Annotated in this window: 17 protein-coding genes; 10 read left to right on the top strand and 7 right to left on the bottom strand. The window is 55.2% G+C overall.

What is annotated here, in order from left to right:
* Positions 1-48: 48 nt before the first annotated feature.
* Genes J2I48_RS25550 through J2I48_RS25535 form a run of 4 tightly spaced genes read right to left on the bottom strand, consistent with a single transcriptional unit; the run spans position 49 to position 2,852 of the window.
* Positions 49-744, bottom strand: coding sequence for a DUF4097 family beta strand repeat-containing protein (locus J2I48_RS25550; RefSeq protein ID WP_207338366.1), 696 nt, complete (start codon positions 742-744; stop codon positions 49-51).
* A 20-nt stretch (positions 745-764) separates the two neighbouring features.
* On the bottom strand, positions 765-1,544 hold the full coding sequence (locus tag J2I48_RS25545) for a DUF4097 family beta strand repeat-containing protein (RefSeq protein WP_207338365.1): 780 nt from the start codon (positions 1,542-1,544) through the stop codon (positions 765-767).
* A gap of 35 nt (positions 1,545-1,579) precedes the next feature.
* Positions 1,580-2,350 (bottom strand): HEAT repeat domain-containing protein, encoded by a 771-nt coding sequence (locus J2I48_RS25540; RefSeq protein WP_207338364.1) that lies wholly within the window; start codon positions 2,348-2,350, stop codon positions 1,580-1,582.
* Entirely contained in the window at positions 2,334-2,852 is a 519-nt protein-coding gene (locus tag J2I48_RS25535) for a GFO_1088 family ECF-type sigma factor (RefSeq protein WP_207338363.1), read from the bottom strand. The genes J2I48_RS25540 and J2I48_RS25535 overlap by 17 nt, the downstream gene beginning before the upstream one ends.
* Before the next feature lie 179 nt (positions 2,853-3,031).
* On the opposite strand from J2I48_RS25535, the gene cysM reads away from it, so the two are divergent.
* The 4 genes from cysM (at position 3,032) to J2I48_RS25515 (ending at position 6,507) form a co-directional block, all read left to right on the top strand.
* Positions 3,032-3,922 carry a cysteine synthase CysM gene (gene cysM, locus J2I48_RS25530; protein WP_207338362.1) on the top strand — a complete coding sequence of 297 codons (891 nt, stop codon included), beginning with the start codon at positions 3,032-3,034 and terminating at the stop codon, positions 3,920-3,922.
* A gap of 176 nt (positions 3,923-4,098) precedes the next feature.
* Positions 4,099-4,923: a glycosyltransferase family 2 protein gene (locus J2I48_RS25525; RefSeq protein ID WP_207338361.1), complete on the top strand. Its 825-nt coding sequence runs from the start codon at positions 4,099-4,101 to the stop codon at positions 4,921-4,923.
* Between the two features lie 107 nt (positions 4,924-5,030).
* Positions 5,031-5,396 carry a DUF6713 family protein gene (locus tag J2I48_RS25520; protein WP_207338360.1) on the top strand — a complete coding sequence of 122 codons (366 nt, stop codon included), beginning with the start codon at positions 5,031-5,033 and terminating at the stop codon, positions 5,394-5,396.
* A gap of 64 nt (positions 5,397-5,460) precedes the next feature.
* Entirely contained in the window at positions 5,461-6,507 is a 1,047-nt protein-coding gene (locus tag J2I48_RS25515; RefSeq protein WP_207338359.1) for a quinone-dependent dihydroorotate dehydrogenase, read from the top strand.
* A gap of 48 nt (positions 6,508-6,555) precedes the next feature.
* Here the strand turns inward: J2I48_RS25515 and J2I48_RS25510 are convergent, their stop codons facing one another.
* Positions 6,556-7,269 (bottom strand): SH3 domain-containing protein, encoded by a 714-nt coding sequence (locus J2I48_RS25510; RefSeq protein ID WP_207338358.1) that lies wholly within the window; start codon positions 7,267-7,269, stop codon positions 6,556-6,558.
* Positions 7,270-7,545: 276 nt separating this feature from the next.
* Here J2I48_RS25510 and J2I48_RS25505 point away from each other — a divergent pair, with 276 nt between their 5' ends.
* Entirely contained in the window at positions 7,546-10,410 is a 2,865-nt protein-coding gene (locus J2I48_RS25505) for a sensor histidine kinase (protein WP_207338357.1), read from the top strand.
* Positions 10,407-11,153, top strand: coding sequence for a LytR/AlgR family response regulator transcription factor (locus J2I48_RS25500; RefSeq protein ID WP_207338356.1), 747 nt, complete (start codon positions 10,407-10,409; stop codon positions 11,151-11,153). The genes J2I48_RS25505 and J2I48_RS25500 overlap by 4 nt, the downstream gene beginning before the upstream one ends.
* 168 nt (positions 11,154-11,321) lie before the next feature.
* Here the strand turns inward: J2I48_RS25500 and J2I48_RS25495 are convergent, their stop codons facing one another.
* A complete protein-coding gene (locus J2I48_RS25495) occupies positions 11,322-12,425 on the bottom strand; it encodes a vWA domain-containing protein (protein ID WP_207338355.1) in 1,104 nt (367 codons plus the stop codon).
* A 221-nt stretch (positions 12,426-12,646) separates the two neighbouring features.
* Here J2I48_RS25495 and J2I48_RS25490 point away from each other — a divergent pair, with 221 nt between their 5' ends.
* The 4 genes from J2I48_RS25490 (at position 12,647) to rdgB (ending at position 16,377) form a co-directional block, all read left to right on the top strand.
* Positions 12,647-13,675, top strand: coding sequence for a DHH family phosphoesterase (locus tag J2I48_RS25490; protein WP_207338354.1), 1,029 nt, complete (start codon positions 12,647-12,649; stop codon positions 13,673-13,675).
* A gap of 53 nt (positions 13,676-13,728) precedes the next feature.
* The gene (locus J2I48_RS25485) at positions 13,729-14,691 is read left to right on the top strand and encodes an FKBP-type peptidyl-prolyl cis-trans isomerase (RefSeq protein ID WP_207338353.1); all 963 of its coding nucleotides are present in this window, start codon (positions 13,729-13,731) and stop codon (positions 14,689-14,691) included.
* Between the two features lie 80 nt (positions 14,692-14,771).
* Positions 14,772-15,707, top strand: coding sequence for an FKBP-type peptidyl-prolyl cis-trans isomerase (locus J2I48_RS25480; protein WP_207338352.1), 936 nt, complete (start codon positions 14,772-14,774; stop codon positions 15,705-15,707).
* A 58-nt stretch (positions 15,708-15,765) separates the two neighbouring features.
* Entirely contained in the window at positions 15,766-16,377 is a 612-nt protein-coding gene (gene rdgB / locus J2I48_RS25475) for an RdgB/HAM1 family non-canonical purine NTP pyrophosphatase (protein WP_207338351.1), read from the top strand.
* Positions 16,378-16,577: 200 nt separating this feature from the next.
* Here rdgB and J2I48_RS25470 read toward each other — a convergent pair whose 3' ends face one another.
* Positions 16,578-16,934 (bottom strand): YraN family protein, encoded by a 357-nt coding sequence (locus tag J2I48_RS25470; RefSeq protein ID WP_207338350.1) that lies wholly within the window; start codon positions 16,932-16,934, stop codon positions 16,578-16,580.
* Positions 16,935-16,964 lie beyond the last annotated feature (30 nt).

Raw genomic sequence — 16,964 nt, 5'->3', positions numbered from 1 at the left:
ATACACCGGTTATTAAAAGAGGTTAAGGGATGTTAAGGCTTGTTAAACTCACTTCCCTTTCCGCAAATAGATATTGTTGCTGATGGATTCGAGGCGCACGGTGGGGCCACCGCCGTTGGCGGCACCTTCCAGTAGGTAGCCCACGATGGGGTGCTGCTGCTTTTTGCCTTTAAACGCAATGTCGAGGTCGGAGTACACTTCGCCAGTGATGGTTTTCATAGCCAGATTCACGCCTTTACTGGTGGGCCAGTTCATATCCACATACCCACTGATGGTCTTGGCCGACACCGCTTCCTGCGCTCCTTTGATGTCGATATTGCCGTTGATGGTCTCCACTTTGAGGCGGGCTTTTCGGGGCAGAAACACCTGATAATCAATGTCGCTGCATACCGAATAGTGGTCGCCGTTATACCTGTTATGCGACGTGCCTCGCTGGTCGGGGCAATCTTCGGCCTTGCCCTCGCGGAGCATTTTTTGGTCGAAATCGGTGCTGATCTTCAGTTCCTGTTCCGACGTGCTGGTATCAACCAGTAGGGCGTCGTTCAATTTGCCGCCGTTGATGGTCACTGCAATACGCACCGACACGTCAGGCTTGTCCCAATAGCGTACCTGAATGCTGTCGCCGAAGCGCAGGTTGAGGTTTACGAGTTGCCCGTCTGAATAGGGCAGGGTTTTCTGAATGATCTTCTGGCCAAAAACCGGGGCCACAAACAGAAGCAGTAGCGGGAGTAGAATTGTTTTCATGGCAGTAGCGAAGAGGCTGATTATTTCTGTTTGCGGATGTAAATGTTGCTGCTGATGGTCTTGAGTTGAAGCTCCACACCGCCCCCGTTGGTGGTCCCGTCGACGTTGCTGCTGCCACCTACTTTGGCCATGCCATCTTTGCGCTGCTTCACACCCAGGTCGAAATCGGTGTAGACCTCGCCGGTAATGGTGCGCAGTTTCATGTTCGACCGGGCCGTGGCGGGCAGGGTGATGTCAATCTCGCCGCTGATGGTGGAAATGGCCGTGGGTTTTTCCTGGCTCAATCCCGAATACACCACGTTGATTTCACCGCTGATGGTGTTGGCCACCACCGGACCAGTCACCTTGTTGAGGTCGATATCGGCGTTGTTGGTGCGTACTTCCAGGTCGCCGTCCATGTTGTTGATAGCCACTTTGGCCCCCTGCCAGTTGAGTTGCTGGTAGAGTACGGCCACGTTGCGGGGCAGCCGGATGGTGTAGCTGATGGCTTTACGAGTGGCTTTTTCAATGGTCAGTCCGCCGTTGGCCTGTGTCACGCTCAGACCAATGCCCGTGTTGTCGACGGCCGAATTATAGAGCGGCTTCAAGCCTTTGGCGCGTTCGGGCGGTGCCTCGTAACCCGACGACGCCAGGATGACCACGCCGTCGCCATTATGGCCTTCTACTTTCACCTCGCCACCGTCCATTTCGATGGTCACTTTGTGGTCTTTGCTGTTGGGTAAGTTGACTTTGTACTCCTGGGCAAACGCGCTGGGTAGGCCGATGGCCAGGCAAACGCAAAGAATGAGTTGCTTTTTCATTGGTATTGAGAAGGAGATATTGGTATGAGAGTTGGTTAAGATGGCCGCGCCAGGTTACTGATGCCCTCCTGGGCTTTTTGGCGCACTACGTCGAGCACCTGCGGGCGGCGGGCCAGACGCTGCATTTCCTGCACGGCGCGCTTTTCTTTGATGCTCACCAGCATTTCGATCAGCGTAATCTGTACGTTGGGGTCGGTCTGGATCGAAAGCGATTGAATCAGGGCTTCGCGTACGCCGGGTTCCTGCTCAAAATGGGTAAGTGCCTGACAGGCAGCTTGTCGCACGTTGACGTTGGCGTCGAAATTCAGCGTGTTGATGAGCAGTTGGGTTACGTCACGGTCGGCCTGGGGCAGGTCATAGCTCTGGTTTACGGCCTGAATTCGTTCGCTCGCCGACGTTTCGGGCAGTTGCGAGTAGGCCAGGATCTTCTTCATCTCAGTAGCCACGTCGCCAGCCGCACCCGTAACGGTGGGGTCGATGCTGGTTCGATGCCGGTCGTAGAGCAGGCCCCCGGCAAAGCCCAGGATCACGAGCGCTACACTCGCCGCCAGTCGCACCGCCCACGACGACAGGCTGATTATCCGACCTGGTTCGGGCAGGGCCAGTTTCGCCGCCAGCCGACTGGTGAATTCCGCCGAGGGTTCCTGCTGCCGGGCGGCTACAAAATGGCGGAAGTGGGCGGCGTGGGTTTGCAGGTGGGGCGGGATGGGATCCTGCTCGAAAAACTGCCGCAGCTGTTTTTCTTCGGCCAGGGTGGTTTCGCCCTCGTAATACCGTTCCAGCAGTTCGTCAATAGTCAGTTTCATGGTTGTTTACGTTTAAATAGTCGGCGCGTAATCGTTGTCGAGTGCGGGAAAGAATAACCCGTATATTATTGATAGTCAGTCCAGTAAGTTGCTCCATTTCTTCATACGAACACTCATCGACTTCGCGCAGGTGGATCAACAGTTTCTGTTGTTCGGGCAGGGCGTCGATGAGCCGTTGCATCAGGCTGGCACTGTCGGCGATCTCCAGTTGCCGGTGGGGCGAGGCCTCGGTGGCCGACACGTTGACATATTCGACGCTGTCGGTCACGGGCTGTCGGCGGAGGGCTTTGAGGCGGTCAAGGCACAGGTTTTTGGTCATCTGCACCGCCAGCGCTTCTACGCTATGGTAGGCGTCGAGTTGCTGCCGGTTGGACCACAGCCGCAACAGCACATCCTGCAAGGCATCTTCGGCCTCTTCGCGGTTGCGTAGAAACAGCTGAGCCAGCCTGAAGAGCCGTCCCTGCACGGGCAAAATGCGTTGTTTGAAAGCGTGTAGATCCATTTCACAAGCAAAGACGACAGCGGCGGAGAAACATTACAGGGGAAGGGGAATTAATGTAAAATGAAGAATGGATATTGGCTATTGGATGTTGGACATTGGACACAGACCACAAAAACAGCAAAAGCGATCTGTAACCTTTTGTCCAACATCCAAGATCTGACATCCAATATCCCCTAAACATGGCCACTCTCCTCGAACTCGTTGGCAACACGCCGCTGGTTGAACTCAACCGCCTCAATACTGATACCCGGTACAAATTATATGGTAAACTGGAGGGCAATAACCCCGGTGGGAGCGTGAAAGACCGCGCCGCCTACAGCATGATCCGGGGTTATATTGACCGGGGCGACTGGCAGCCGGGCATGAAGCTGATTGAGGCCACGAGCGGCAACACAGGCATTGCTTTGGCCATGATTGCCAGCCTCTTCGGCATCGAGATCGAACTGGCACTGCCCGCCAATTCAACTAAAGAACGGGTGCAGACCATGGAAGCCTTTGGGGCCAAAGTGACCCTGACCGAGACCATCGAAGCCGGGCGCGACTACGCAGAAGCGAAGGCCGCCACGGGCGAGTACCTGCTGGTGAACCAGTTTGCCAACGAGGACAATTACCTGGCCCACTACCGCACCACCGGTCCCGAAATCTGGCGCGACACCGCCGGGCAGGTTACGCATTTTGTCTCATCTATGGGCACCACGGGCACGATCATGGGTACGTCGCGCTACCTGAAAGAGCAGAATTCCGACGTGCAAATCATTGGTTGTCAGCCTACCGACGGGTCGTCTATTCCCGGTATTCGCAAATGGCCGGTGGAGTACCTGCCCAAGATTTTCGACCCCAGCCGGGTAGACCGCGTCATGGAGGTGTCGCAGGAAGAGGCCACGCACATGACCCGCGAACTGGCCCGAGTAGAGGGCGTTTTTGCCGGCATGAGCAGCGGCGGGGGTGTTCACGCCGCCCTCCGCCTCATCAACGAACTTGCCGAACAGGGTGTAGAAAGTGCCACCATCGTCTGCATCATCTGCGACCGCGGCGACCGATATCTGTCGTCGGGGTTGTTTGAGAAGTAGCATAGAGGGTAATGATACAATATAAAGGGCGCAAAGGCTATACTGCGTCTACTTCTTAACTTCTTGTCTCTTGGCTAACAAAGGGTAGGTATTTTTGAGTAGTTTCCGTTCGGTAATACGCGTGCTTATGCTCAAGTATACGCATCAGAAAATCATATACACTACCGGACACGACCATGCCACAACTGTCGGTTATCATACCCACCTGTCACCGTAATGATTTTTTGGTTGCCTGCCTGGATCGGTTGCAGCCGGGTGTACAGCAGTTAGACAGTGCCGCCTATGAAGTTATTGTAGCTGATGACGGGCAAACCTCAACGGCTCAGCAACTTATTGCGGAGCGGTACCCGTGGGTGCGGTGGGTGAAAGGGCCGCAGAAGGGGCCGGCCGCTAACCGCAACGCGGGTGCTAGAGCGGCCTTGGGGCCGTGGCTGGTGTTTACCGACGATGATTGCCTGCCCGATGCCGGTTGGTTGTCGGCCTACGCCAACGCGATGGCTGCCAACGAAACCATCACCGTTTTTGAAGGAAAAACCACGGCCGATCGCCAACGACGGCGCTATGATGAGGGTGCACCCATCAACGAAACCGGGGGTTTTTTATGGTCATGTAATTTCGCGATCAGCGCCCTGGCGTTTAGTAAACTGGGTGGATTCGATGAGCGCTTCCCCTATGCCGCCATGGAAGACGTTGATTTTGCTATGCGGGTTAAGGCCCAGCATATCAGCATGTTATTTCTGCCCGAAGCGTTGGTTGTGCACCCTGTTCGCCAGATGGGGCCCAATAAATACGTCGATTTTTATAAGAGTTACGTTTGTTTCACCCACAAATATGAGCAGGTCGGGTTAGGCTTCCGGGCGGAGCGTTTCAGGCAATTGTTCGTGTCCTTCTTCAGACAGAGCAGTCAACTGATCCATTTCCAATTCCGGGGATGGCGGTCTTTTCTATCCGAACACGCCTTCATTATCAAAACCATTTTTATGCCATCAAAACCGGTCTAGTCAGTCACTACTTATCAGTCAAGCTACTTCAGTATAGCAGCAATCTGCTCCCTCGCCGCCAGGATAAGGACGATGGGCAAAAACGAGTCTGATCAAAGCAAGATAAAATGGCATTGCCCGACCACTTCTTTTTTTACCTGGCTTTGGCGTTCATCATCACGCACGAAATGGATGCTGTGCGTTGTAACGAACACCGAATTTTTCCGCTCACATCTATGCTCACCGACAGAGTAGGGTATGTGGTGTTTACGGCTGTTCACATCCCCCTCTTTGTCTGGCTTTTCTGGGTATTGTCGCAACCAGCAAAGGCAACGGGTCTAATGCTTAGTCTAGACACATTCTTTCTGGTGCATATCGGTTTGCATCTGCTCCTTTATCGGCATCCACGCAATGAGTTTACGTCCTTGTTTTCGTGGATGGTCATCATCGGTGCGGGCTTATTCGGGCTGCTCGACCTGATCCGTATTGTGTAAGCATAACAACTGCAAGGCTGCTTTGACGCTACGGTAGCAGGCTCCGTTTTGTACCTTTGTACCCATGTACAAGCGGATTCTGCTGCCTATTCTCTTCCGGTTCGACGCCGAAAAAGTCCATTATTTCGCCACCAGCGCCCTGCAAATTGCCCATAAGATTCCGGGTATGGCGGCCCTGCTCCGGTGGCTGTTTACCTACCGGCACCCCAGCCTTGAACGCACCGTTTTCGGCCTTCGTTTTCCCAACCCAGTGGGCCTGGCGGCGGGGTTCGACAAAAACGGCGAATGGGTTTCGGAACTCAGCAACCTGGGCTTTGGCTTCATCGAAATCGGTACCGTTACGCCCCGCCCGCAGCCCGGCAACGACAAACCCCGCTTATTCCGCCTTAAGGCCGACGGCGGGCTGATTAACCGGATGGGTTTTAATAACAAGGGGGCGGGTCCGGCGGCGGGGCGGCTGCGGTTTTTTAAGACTAACCATCGTGGCCCGGCCGTGCTCATTGGCGGCAACATCGGCAAGAACAAAGACACTCCTAACGAAGCCGCCACGGATGACTACCTGCGCTGCTTCCGTGACCTCTACGATGCCGTTGATTACTTCGTGGTCAACGTGTCGTCGCCCAATACGCCCGGTCTGCGCGACTTGCAGGAACGCGCCCCACTCACCGCCCTCTTGGGCCGGTTGCAGGGTGAAAACAGCCTCAAGAGACAGCCAAAGCCGATTTTACTAAAAATTGCCCCCGACCTCACCGACTCTCAACTCGACGATATTATTGCTATTGTGGCCGAAACGGGTATTGCCGGGGTCATTGCCACCAACACCACTATCAGCCGCGACGGCCTGCAAACACCTCCCGAAACAGTAGCTCAGATGGGTGCGGGCGGTGTGAGTGGCAAGCCCGTCGCGTCGCGCTCTACGGAGGTAATCCGCTACCTGCACACCCGCTCAAGCGGGGCGTTCCCCATCATCGGCGTGGGGGGTATCCAGACCGCCGCCGATGCGCGGGAGAAGCTCGACGCCGGTGCCAGCCTCGTGCAGATCTATACCGGCTTCATCTACGAAGGCCCCGGCCTGGCAAGTGCTATTTGCAGAGGACTGGTTAATGATTGAAGGCCACGGGCAGTGTGTGGTGTCCGTGCCGTTTTCTACGCTAGTCAGTTAGTCGGCAACCCTGAATGTCATGATGAGCCGATTGCCGGTTTGCTGCATTGTAAGCTGAGTCATGCCACCGTCGCTGTTGATGGTCAGAAATTTTTTCTGCGCTACATAATGCCCCGTTGTCTGGCTGGTGCCAAACCACACAGGCCGGAATAGCACAAATGCTTCCTGCATACTGAACTTACCGGCGGGAATAGTTAGAATTTGCGTAGCTCCGCCCTCAAAGACCTGTAGCTCAAACTGTGCCCCATCGGCGTAATCCTGTTGGTAATGCGTATTGGAGCCATTGATGGGGGGTAGTTTTTTGTGCTTACCGGCCAACGGCGAAAGCGTTTGGTAGAACCATTCCGTCGGCTCAATGCCTTCTTCTGGTTCTTCTATAGCCGGTGGGTGAGTTGATAAATAGCCACTGAACAGGTAGCCCTCCTGCCCATCACGTGTTCGCACGTTCATCCATCCACCCTCAATGGCAAACGTGCCAATCGACTCCGCCGCAAACCGGGTGGTTGGGTCGGGGAGGGTCAACACCAGTAGTGGTGCGGCATTGTATGGGATCAGGGCCACTTTTAAGCCATCTTTGGCCGGTGTCTTCCGCAGTGTCAGGCCGTTGGGTGCGTGGCTATATACCTTGTCACCTACTTTCAGGGGCTGTGCGCTGGTCGGTATATGTCCAGGTATTCCCCCGATCAAAAGGAGCAGTATCAGGTGTTTCATAGAGGAAAGATAAACAACTCCAGAAATACGTGGAAGCGATAAAGCCGTAGCCCATAACGGCTAACGCTTACTTGGTAAACCCAAACGGGTCATTCCTAAAATGCCCTGTTGGCGGGGGTAGGTGGTGGGTAGGTTTGCTGTTCTATCGGACAACCAAGCCACCGTATCAATGATTGCCAATCGGTTACGTTGCTTACTTTTGGTTAGGGCACTCTGCCTGTTCGTCAAGCTGTATTTCACCGGCCCCGGCATGGGACCCTTCCTGTCTCTGCTTCTATGCCCTTGCTCGTCCTGCTTTTGCTGCTGAACGTTCCCGGCCTGGCGCAGGATGTGAGCTATCAGGCGTTTGGCAAGGCGCAGGGGATGCCTTCCAACACAGTCTACGACCTCTTGCAAGATCAGCGCGGATTTATCTGGCTGGCTACCGATAAGGGGCTTTTTCGGTACGATGGGGTCCATTTCAGGCCCTACAACAACAGTCAGCAAAATGACAAAGCCCTGAGTAACCTCATGGAAGACGCCGGTGGCCGGGTATGGTGTCAGAACTTCACAGGCCAGTTTTTTTACTGGCAAGCCGACAGCCTACACCTTTGTGAGCAACTGAAGCCAACCGGTATGTACTGCCCGGCGGCCATTGTGGGCGGCACAACGCTGATGAGCCTGGGTAGTAATGCCATTCGGCGGTTCAATATCACCCACTTTCGCACTACCGACACCCCGCAGCCAACCGGGCACCTTAGGCCTTCGTCGCAGGTAAACGGCGGTTATTACTACGTCATGGATGCGCAGGCAAACCGCATCGTGGGTGTTAGCGCCACCGGGGCGAAGGTGTCTATTGCGGCCACACCCGACAAGCAAACGTTTTACCACGCGGTGGTGAACGAAACGCTGTTTCTGATTCCCAAAAACGACGCGACGCTCATAACGGCCCGCCCCGCCAACGGCCGCACCTACACGATCAGACTGGCCCGAAAATCGCTGATTCAACATGTGAAAGCCATTGACGATCAATACTTATGCCTCTTCACGTCGGCGGGTTTTTACCTCATCGACGTCCGGCAAAAGCCCCGGCTAGTGGCACCTCGGCTGGTGGATAAAAATTGCACCTCACTCATCCGCGACCGAGAGGGTAATTTCTGGCTTTCGACAACCAATGATGGCCTGCTGCTGATTCCGTCCCTTTCCGTCGACGTGGTGTCTGCCGGTAAACCCTTCTCCCGTCTTCAGGCCCAACCCGACGAACGTACCCTTGTCTACGGCACGTCAGACGGAGAGGTAGGGATGATAGCTACAAACAGCCTGACGAGCCGCATACTCTACAAAGGGGCAACCAATGCCGAGGTGCTGTCGCTGTTTTACGACAAGCCCAGAAGCCAACTGCTATTCTGCTCCGATCAGTTTTACCGGCTCAATAACGGACAGGTGCAGAAGGTAGACATCATGTCGGTGAAGGACATGAAAGCCATTGATGGTCAGTCGATTGCCCTGGCTGCTACGGGCACGTCGGGGCGCTATCGGCTCGATGCGCATGACCCCGTTGTTCAGATTGGCAACTACGGCGAACGGGTGCGGGCTGTGGCCGTGCTGCCCGGTTCGCCAACGATTTATACCGCCACACCCACCGGTTTGTGGCGGCACGTACCCGGGCAGCCGGGTACGTTGGTGAACGCTCAATCACTCCCGCTGACAGACCTGACCGTTACCCAGACACCCACGCCGATGTTGTTTGCCGCCAGCCCTACGCAGGGCCTTTTTGCGTTTCAAAACGACCGGCAAATCCTGCACCTGACAAAGGATAATGGTCTGGCTGACAATAGCTTATACCGGGTAAAAGCCTATAAAAACCAGGTCTGGTGGCTAACCGAAAAGGCCGTGCAGTGCTATGACCTTACCACTAAACAGATACGCACCTACGATAAAACCGACGGCCTGCCCGATGCTGATTTGAAAGACCTAGCCTTCGCCCGCGACACAGCCTACATAGCCACGCGGGCGGGTCTGGTGCGGTTTCCGGTTCAGTTGCCTGCTACCAACCCGCACCGGCCGCAGGTGTTGCTCACGGGCCTTTTTCAGGACCATGCGGCTGTGCCAATGACCAGCCCCCACACCTTCCGCTATGACCAGAACACCATCGACATCCGGTATTCGGTGCTGTCATTTCGTAGTCAGGGGGCCGTGCAGGTGTATTACCGCATCAACCGGCAGGCGTGGCTCCGCGCCGACCAGACGCAACGCCTACTGAGCCTGCCCTCGCTAGCCCCCGACGACTACACGGTGCAGATTAAAGCAATCAATGAAGACGGCCTTGTCAGCGCGGTGTCGGTGGTGGTACGCTTCACCATTGAGCGCCCTTTCTGGCTGCAATATTGGTTTCTGATACCCCTGGGGCTGTTTTCGCTACTGGGTACCTACCTCCTGTACCGAAATCGGCTGAGGCGACAGCAGCGCGAAACGACGCTGCTCACCGAGAAAAATAGGCTGGAACAGGAGCTTCAGCAGTCGCGGCTAACGGCCATCAAGTCGCAGATGAACCCGCACTTTCTCTTCAACGCCCTCAACACCATCCAGTCGTACATCTACCTCAACGAGAAAAAGCAGGCCTCCAGCTACCTGGTCAAATTCAGTGAGTTAACGCGCCTGATTCTCGACATGAGCAGCGACGATACCGTGGCCCTTGCCCAGGAACTGAAGGCCATTGGGCTGTATCTGGAACTAGAGCAGATGCGCTTTGAAGATACCCTGACGTACCAACTGGTGGTCGATACATCGCTGGACCCCGATCAGGTCCACATACCGTCGATGCTAATTCAGCCCTACGTGGAAAACGCCATCAAGCACGGGCTGATGCATAAGAAAACAGATCGCCACCTGCTGGTCAACTTTGAGCGCGGGCCGGGCTATTTGCAGGTCGTGATTGACGATAATGGCATTGGGCGAATACGGTCGACCGAGATCAATCAACACCGGGCAGGTGGTGGGGGTCGGCGGCATGAATCGTTTGCGTCGGCGGCCAATCAAAAACGCCTGGCTTTGCTCAATAACGGGCACAATGCCCAGATTGGTCTCGAAATTATCGACAAAACAGATGCTACAGGCTATTCCTCTGGCACACAAGTAGTTATTCGAATTCCTCTCCTATGAAGAACGTACTCATCATTGACGACGAACCCAAGGCCCGGCAGTTATTGCGGGCCATGCTCACCGACTGCGCCCCCGACCTGACCGTAGTGGCCGACTGCGACGACCTGCCCAGCGGTGTGAAGGCCATCCGCAAGCTCAAACCCGACCTGGTTTTCCTCGACATTGAAATGCCCGGCTACAGCGGCCTGGAGCTGATGGATTTTTTCGAGGAAAGCGAGGTCGATTTCTTCGTCATCTTCACCACCGCCTACAGTCAGTATGCGCTTCAGGCGTTTCGGTTCTCGGCTATCGATTATTTATTAAAGCCGCTAAATATCAATGCTTTGACTGATGCCGTGGAGCGGTTCAGGCAGAAAAAAGACCGCGAAGCTCAGCACCTATCGGCTTTGCGGTTCAATACCGAGAGCCGACAGACCAAACGCATTGCCCTGCCTCAGGCCAACGGGATTCGGTTCATAGACAGTAACGATGTGCTGTATGCTAAAGGCGAAGGGGCCTACACCGATATATTTCTCAGCAGCGGCGAGAAACTGCTCATCAGCCGCAACCTGAAATACCTGGAATCGCTGGTAGAAGGGATCGACAACCTGCTCCGGTGCCACAAATCGTACCTCATCAATACGCAGTACATCTCGGCTTATATTCGGCAGGATGGTGGCTACCTAAAGCTCACCAACGGCCACGACGTCAGCGTATCGCCCGACAAAGTCGCCTCAGTGCTAGCTGCCTGCGGGGGGCGGTAGGGAAGAGAAGAATGAACAATGGATAATCGGTCCGCCGATGCGGTACAATGAACAATGGCTTCGCGCTCTGGGTGTTTTGAGCCGCACCGATTCGGCGAGCGGCGGAACGGCGAAGCCATTGTTCATTGTACCGCATCGGCGGACCGATTATCCATTGTTCATTCTTCATTACTTAATATTCTTCCTTCTGTTCCGCTGGAAATCTTCAAACATCATGTTGCCAAGGCCTTGTAAGCCACTGTAATAGGCCCGGCCGTTGTTGACTTTAGTAAACTCCTGCACAAACTGCTTCAGGTACGAGTCCGTGGCAATCATGAACGTCGTGATCGGAATGTCGAGGCGGCGGGCTTGGGCGGCGAGGGTGAGTGTTTTGCTAACGACCTTGCGATCCAGGCCAAACGAGTTTTTATAGTACCGAATGCCCTCCTTCAAACAGGTCGGCTTGCCGTCGGTGATCATGAAAATCTGCTTGTTCTTATTCTTCCGGCGGCGCAGTAAGTCCATCGCCAGTTCCAGGCCCGCCACGGTATTGGTGTGGTAGGGGCCAACTTCCAGGTAGGGAAGGTCTTTGGCCTGAATCTGCCAGGCATCGTTGCCAAACACCACAATGTCGAGCGTGTCTTTGGGGTACTTCTGCTTGATTAGCTCCACTAGGGCCAGAGCCACTTTCTTGGCGGGCGTGATCCGGTCTTCGCCATACAGAATCATCGAGTGGCTGATGTCGATCATCAGCACCGTTGAGGTCTGCGTTTTCTGCTCTTTTTCGGTCACCTCCAGGTCGCGCTCCATCAAGGTGAATTCCTCCACGCCGCTGTTGATCTGCGCATTCTTGATCGACTCGGTCATCGAGATCTGCTCCAGCGTGTCGCCAAACTGATACGTCCGCAGGTCGCTGCTCAACTCATCGCCCGACCCGGTGAAGGGCGTGGCGTGATTACCGCCTGATTTCGAGCGTTTTAGCTTACCAAAGATCTCTTCCAGCGCCGACTTGCGGATGGTTTGCTCAGTTTTGGGCGTAATTGAAATCTTGCCTTCCCCATTTTCTTCCGTCAGGTAGCCGCGCTCCTTCAGTTCGTCGAAGAAATTGCCCATGCCGTACTTGTCGTCGGTGAGGCCGTGCTGCCGGTCGAGCTGATTCATCCAGGCCATCGCCTGTTCAACATCGCCGGAGGTAATGAGTAGCAGTTGCTGAAAAATGTTGAGCAACTGATCGAATTTGCTGCCCCCGTTTTGTTCAGGTGGCACGAATTCGGCGAAGTTGAAGCCTTTCATGGAATAGGTTTAACGTTCAATGTCTAAAGTCTAATGTTGCTCCGCCTCCCAACATCGTGCGGAGCAACATTAGACTTTAGACATTGAACGTTAAACCTATTCCTATTTGTTCGCCTCGGTATGTTTGCTATTTTCTTTGTAATTTCGCCGTTCGTTTTTGACCGTTTAGCGGGGGTAGCACCCTGTTTTCTCCAGTAACGGCGCGTTGCGCCGTTGGGTATATGCAAGATATTGAGGCCATCGGCGAACTGCTGCGGCACCCCCACCGAATCATTATTACCACCCATCAGAACCCCGATGCCGACGCCATGGGGTCGTCGCTGGGGCTGGCGGGGTACCTCCGGCAAAAAGGCCACTCGGTGCAGGTAATCACGCCCACGGCCTATCCGCAAAACCTGTACTGGATGCCCGGCAACGACGGTGTGATTGCCTTTGAGGAAAAAAACCGGACGCAGGTAGAGCAGCTTATCAACGAGGCCGATACCATTTTTTGTCTTGATTTTTCAGACCTCGACCGCATCCGCGACATGGCGCCCATAGTGCGGCAGGCAGCGGCCCGGAAGGTGATGATCGACCACCACCTGGAACCTGAAGCCTTCGCCGACCTAGCCTACTGGGACCCCACCGCCGCCTCGACCACGCAACTGATTTACCAACTCATTACGGCCCTGCATGAAGGCGACCTCGTCAACACCGACGTGGCGGCCTGCCTCTACGCGGGCCTGATGACCGATACCGGCTCGTTTCGGCACTCGAACACCACCCCGGCGGTACACCGCATGGCGGCCGAACTGCTGGAACGGGGCATCGACGTGAGCAGCATCCACCGCGCCATTTTCGACGGGGTGTCCATTGACAAATTGCGTTTGCTGGGCTACGTGCTCAACGAAAAGCTGCGCGTGTTGCCCGAATACCAGTTTGCCTACATCACGCTCAGCGCCGACGAACTTCGGCAGTACCGCTCCAAAACGGGCGATACCGAAGGCCTTGTCAACTATGCACTCTCAGTAGAGGGTGTGCGGGCGGCGGCGATCCTGATTGACCGGGGCGACGAAATCCGGCTGTCATTCCGGTCGGTGGGGTCGTTTTCGGTGCGCGATCTGGTCAGTACCCACTTCAACGGCGGGGGGCACAAGAACGCGGCCGGTGGCCGGTCGAAGCTGCCGCTGGCCGAAGTTGAAGCCAAATTGTTAAGTCTATTGCCTGATTATCAGGAGGAATTAATTGATAGTTCAATGTTTAAAGTCTAATGTTCAACGTTTATGTTGGACCCATTTTTTTCATAATCGAATACTCGCAAAAAATGTACATTAAAACGCTTGGCGTCGTTGCTCTCACCGTAGCCGGACTGGCTGCCTGCAACCAAAATCGCGTTCAGGTTTCCGCTAGTGGCCTGCGCTACCAGATGCACCAACAAAACGAAGGTGCCCGCAAACCCAAAGTGGGTGAAATGGTGACTGTTCAACTGATCCTGAAAGCCAAAGTCAACGGAAAGGATTCTACCCTGCGCGACACCCACAAGGAGCCAACCGCCCCGCAGTTTATGTTGCAGGTGCCTACTTTCAAAGGCTCGTTTGAAGAAGGCCTGGCTATGATGGGCAAAGGCGACAGCGCCACCTTCTTCGTGAAGTCCGATTCGCTCTTCACGCGGGCAGGGCAGCCGGCCCCTCCGGGCTTTGCCAAGGGCGGCGACATTGAGTTTATTGTGAAGTTGCTGAACGTGCAAAACGAGCAGGAATTCCAGAAAGCCCAGATCGAGTTCCGCGACAAGCAGAAGGCTATCGACGAGAAAGTGATCAAAGACTACATGGCCAAAAACAACATGGTCGGTGCCCAACGCACGACCAATGGAGTGTACTATGTCATCAAACAGGCCGGCGTTGGCCCCACGCCCAAGAAAGGTGACGAGGTGCAGGTGCATTACACGGGCAAGTTGCTCGATGGCAAAGTGTTCGACAGTTCGCTCAACAACCCACGGGGTGGCGGGCAGCCGCTGAAGTTCCAGATCGGAACCGGGTCGATCATTCCTGGCTGGGACGAGTCGATCATTTTATTTCCTAAAGGTACCAAAGCTACGATCCTGATTCCGTCTAGCCTGGCCTACGGGCAGCAGGGTGGCCCGCCAACCATTCCCCCCAATGCCGTGCTTTTATTCGACGTTGACGTGGTTGGCTTTGGCCCTGCCCCCAAGCAGGCACCCATGATGCCAGGCGCACCGGGTCAGGCCGTGCCGGGCAGTGAAGCACCAGGTGGCGCAGGCCGTTAAGATTAGTTAAACACGAAGCCGGGCGGCATTTTTTGTCGCCCGGCTTCGTTGTATACCAGATGAACCGACAACACCTTGTCATGCGTACCCTATTGATTCGGGCTTTTTTGCCCCTTCTCACCTTGCTCAGCGGCTTTTGGCTGACGGGTTGCCAGCAGGATGGCGAGGCCCTCACCGACCGCAAACGGCGGGAAAACGAGCAGGAAATTCAACAGTACCTCACCGCCAACAAGTTGCAGGCTACCCAATTGGGTACCACGGGGTTATACTACGTTAAGAACATATCGGCCCCTAATAACCAAACGGCGGGTGTGGGTGATGAGATCCAGTTTTTTGCCAAATCGAGCCGCCTCGACGGTACCGTGCTGGATAGCACCGATGGCAAGAATCCTATCTTCTATACGTACGGTACATCGCCGCAGCGATTTAACACGCTGATTAACAACTCGTACCTGTACAAGAACATTACCAACGGCATGTTTCTGGGCCTGACGGTGGCCCGCACGGGCGAAAACCTGACGTTGCTGGTACCGTCGTACCTCGACGATGGCCGGGTAGGGTCGCTGGTGCTGCCTCAGTATTCGCCTATTCGGTACGACCTGCGCGTGAAGTCAATCCGTACGGAAGATCAGCAGATCGAAGATTACATTGCCGCCAATAAAATTAACGTGACCAAGAAGCTGGACAACGGCATTCGGATTGCCACTACCTTGGCCAGGCCTGACTCCGCCCTGATCACACCCGGTCAGTCGGTGACGGTGGCCTACACTGGTCGCCTGACCGACGGCACCGTATTCGACAATAGCAGAGCCAAGGCCGACACGACGTTCGCTTTCGAGGTGGGTCGGGCGCAGGTTGTGCAAGGTTGGGAACTGGGCATTCAGCAGGTACGTCGCGGCGAAAAGTTCTTCCTCATCTTCCCGTCGGCACTGGGCTATGGCACAACCGGTAGCGGAACAGTAGTTACGCCATTTAAGCCTCTGGCTTTTGAAATGGCCGTTCTCCGCGTGAAATAATCAGAAATCTTACTTTTGTGAAGCCGTTCGTCCATATCACGAACGGCTTTTTTGTGTTATGGAACTTTGCTTTGCCTCTAACAACCCTCACAAGCTGACCGAAGTAGCCGACGTACTTGGCCCGTCGTTCACGATCCGCACCCTCGCCGACATTGGCTGCACCGACGAACTGCCCGAAACCACCGGCACCATTCCCGGCAACTCGGCCCAGAAAGCGCACTACGTCTTCGACCATTTTAACGTAGCCTGCTTCGCCGACGATTCGGGCCTGGAAGTAGACGCCCTCAACGGCGAACCCGGCGTCGATTCGGCCTTTTACGCCGGTGGCGACAAGCCCGGCGAGACCCGCAGCCACGAGCGCAACATTGCCAAACTATTAAAGAATCTGGACGGGCAAACCAACCGCCGCGCTCAGTTCCGCACGGTGATTACCTTAGTTGCTCCCGACGCCACCGGCTCCCCCACCGAACACCAATTCGAGGGCATCGTGCCCGGCACCATCCTGACCGAGCCACGCGGTACCGAAGGCTTCGGTTATGACCCCGTCTTTCTGCCCGACGGCTACACCCAAACCTTCGCTGAAATGCCCCTCTCCGAAAAAAGCAAAATCAGCCACCGCGCCAGGGCTTTAGCGGGGTTGGTGGGGTTTTTAAGTCGGAAGGAGTCGTAAGTCTGCAAGTCGTAAGTCTGGAAAGGCGTAGTAGGGTGGCTTCGCGCTCTAGGCCCCTCGACTGCGCTCAGGGTGACAACCACCTTGAGTCAACTCAAGAACTTGTTGTAATGCCCTGTCACCCCGAGCGCAGTCGAGGGGCCTAGAGCGCGAAGCCACCCTACTACGCCTTTCCAGACTTACGACTTCTTCCGACTATTTTAACAGAACGCATCCTCGATGTGCTTGATCTTGACTTCGCCTTTGGGGGTGATCGTCACGGCTACTACGTCGAAGCGGATGTCGTGTTGCCAGTCGCGGGCGTAGATGTAGTGGTCGGCAGCGCGCATGATGAGGTTGGCTTTGGTGTATGTCACAAACGTTTCGGGTTCGCCATAGCTGAGGTTGGTGCGCGTTTTCACCTCGATGAAGATAATCATCTTGCCCTTCTGCGCAATCAGGTCAATTTCAGCGTGTTGGTGGCGGTAGTTGGCTTCCAGAATCTGGTAGCCCTGCGTCTGTAAATACTGCATGGCGGCCGCTTCGCCCTGTTTGCCGGTGTCGTTGTGTTGGGCCATAAAAGTTGGTTTAAGGTTCAATGTCTAAGG

Source organism: Fibrella aquatilis (assembly GCF_017353255.1).
Classification (GTDB): domain Bacteria; phylum Bacteroidota; class Bacteroidia; order Cytophagales; family Spirosomataceae; genus Fibrella; species Fibrella aquatilis.
Note: the sequence above shows the minus strand (reverse complement) of the source record. Positions and strands in the feature narration are given on the sequence as shown.

What these genes read in the sequence shown, in the direction of transcription:
- J2I48_RS25550 (WP_207338366.1), bottom strand. Translation starts at nt 744, where the DNA reads ATGAAAACAATTCTACTCCCGCTACTGCTTCTGTTTGTGGCCCCGGTT.
- J2I48_RS25545 (WP_207338365.1), bottom strand. Translation starts at nt 1,544, where the DNA reads ATGAAAAAGCAACTCATTCTTTGCGTTTGCCTGGCCATCGGCCTACCC.
- J2I48_RS25540 (WP_207338364.1), bottom strand. Translation starts at nt 2,350, where the DNA reads ATGAAACTGACTATTGACGAACTGCTGGAACGGTATTACGAGGGCGAA.
- J2I48_RS25535 (WP_207338363.1), bottom strand. Translation starts at nt 2,852, where the DNA reads ATGGATCTACACGCTTTCAAACAACGCATTTTGCCCGTGCAGGGACGG.
- cysM (WP_207338362.1), top strand. Translation starts at nt 3,032, where the DNA reads ATGGCCACTCTCCTCGAACTCGTTGGCAACACGCCGCTGGTTGAACTC.
- J2I48_RS25525 (WP_207338361.1), top strand. Translation starts at nt 4,099, where the DNA reads ATGCCACAACTGTCGGTTATCATACCCACCTGTCACCGTAATGATTTT.
- J2I48_RS25520 (WP_207338360.1), top strand. Translation starts at nt 5,031, where the DNA reads ATGGCATTGCCCGACCACTTCTTTTTTTACCTGGCTTTGGCGTTCATC.
- J2I48_RS25515 (WP_207338359.1), top strand. Translation starts at nt 5,461, where the DNA reads ATGTACAAGCGGATTCTGCTGCCTATTCTCTTCCGGTTCGACGCCGAA.
- J2I48_RS25510 (WP_207338358.1), bottom strand. Translation starts at nt 7,269, where the DNA reads ATGAAACACCTGATACTGCTCCTTTTGATCGGGGGAATACCTGGACAT.
- J2I48_RS25505 (WP_207338357.1), top strand. Translation starts at nt 7,546, where the DNA reads ATGCCCTTGCTCGTCCTGCTTTTGCTGCTGAACGTTCCCGGCCTGGCG.
- J2I48_RS25500 (WP_207338356.1), top strand. Translation starts at nt 10,407, where the DNA reads ATGAAGAACGTACTCATCATTGACGACGAACCCAAGGCCCGGCAGTTA.
- J2I48_RS25495 (WP_207338355.1), bottom strand. Translation starts at nt 12,425, where the DNA reads ATGAAAGGCTTCAACTTCGCCGAATTCGTGCCACCTGAACAAAACGGG.
- J2I48_RS25490 (WP_207338354.1), top strand. Translation starts at nt 12,647, where the DNA reads ATGCAAGATATTGAGGCCATCGGCGAACTGCTGCGGCACCCCCACCGA.
- J2I48_RS25485 (WP_207338353.1), top strand. Translation starts at nt 13,729, where the DNA reads ATGTACATTAAAACGCTTGGCGTCGTTGCTCTCACCGTAGCCGGACTG.
- J2I48_RS25480 (WP_207338352.1), top strand. Translation starts at nt 14,772, where the DNA reads ATGCGTACCCTATTGATTCGGGCTTTTTTGCCCCTTCTCACCTTGCTC.
- rdgB (WP_207338351.1), top strand. Translation starts at nt 15,766, where the DNA reads ATGGAACTTTGCTTTGCCTCTAACAACCCTCACAAGCTGACCGAAGTA.
- J2I48_RS25470 (WP_207338350.1), bottom strand. Translation starts at nt 16,934, where the DNA reads ATGGCCCAACACAACGACACCGGCAAACAGGGCGAAGCGGCCGCCATG.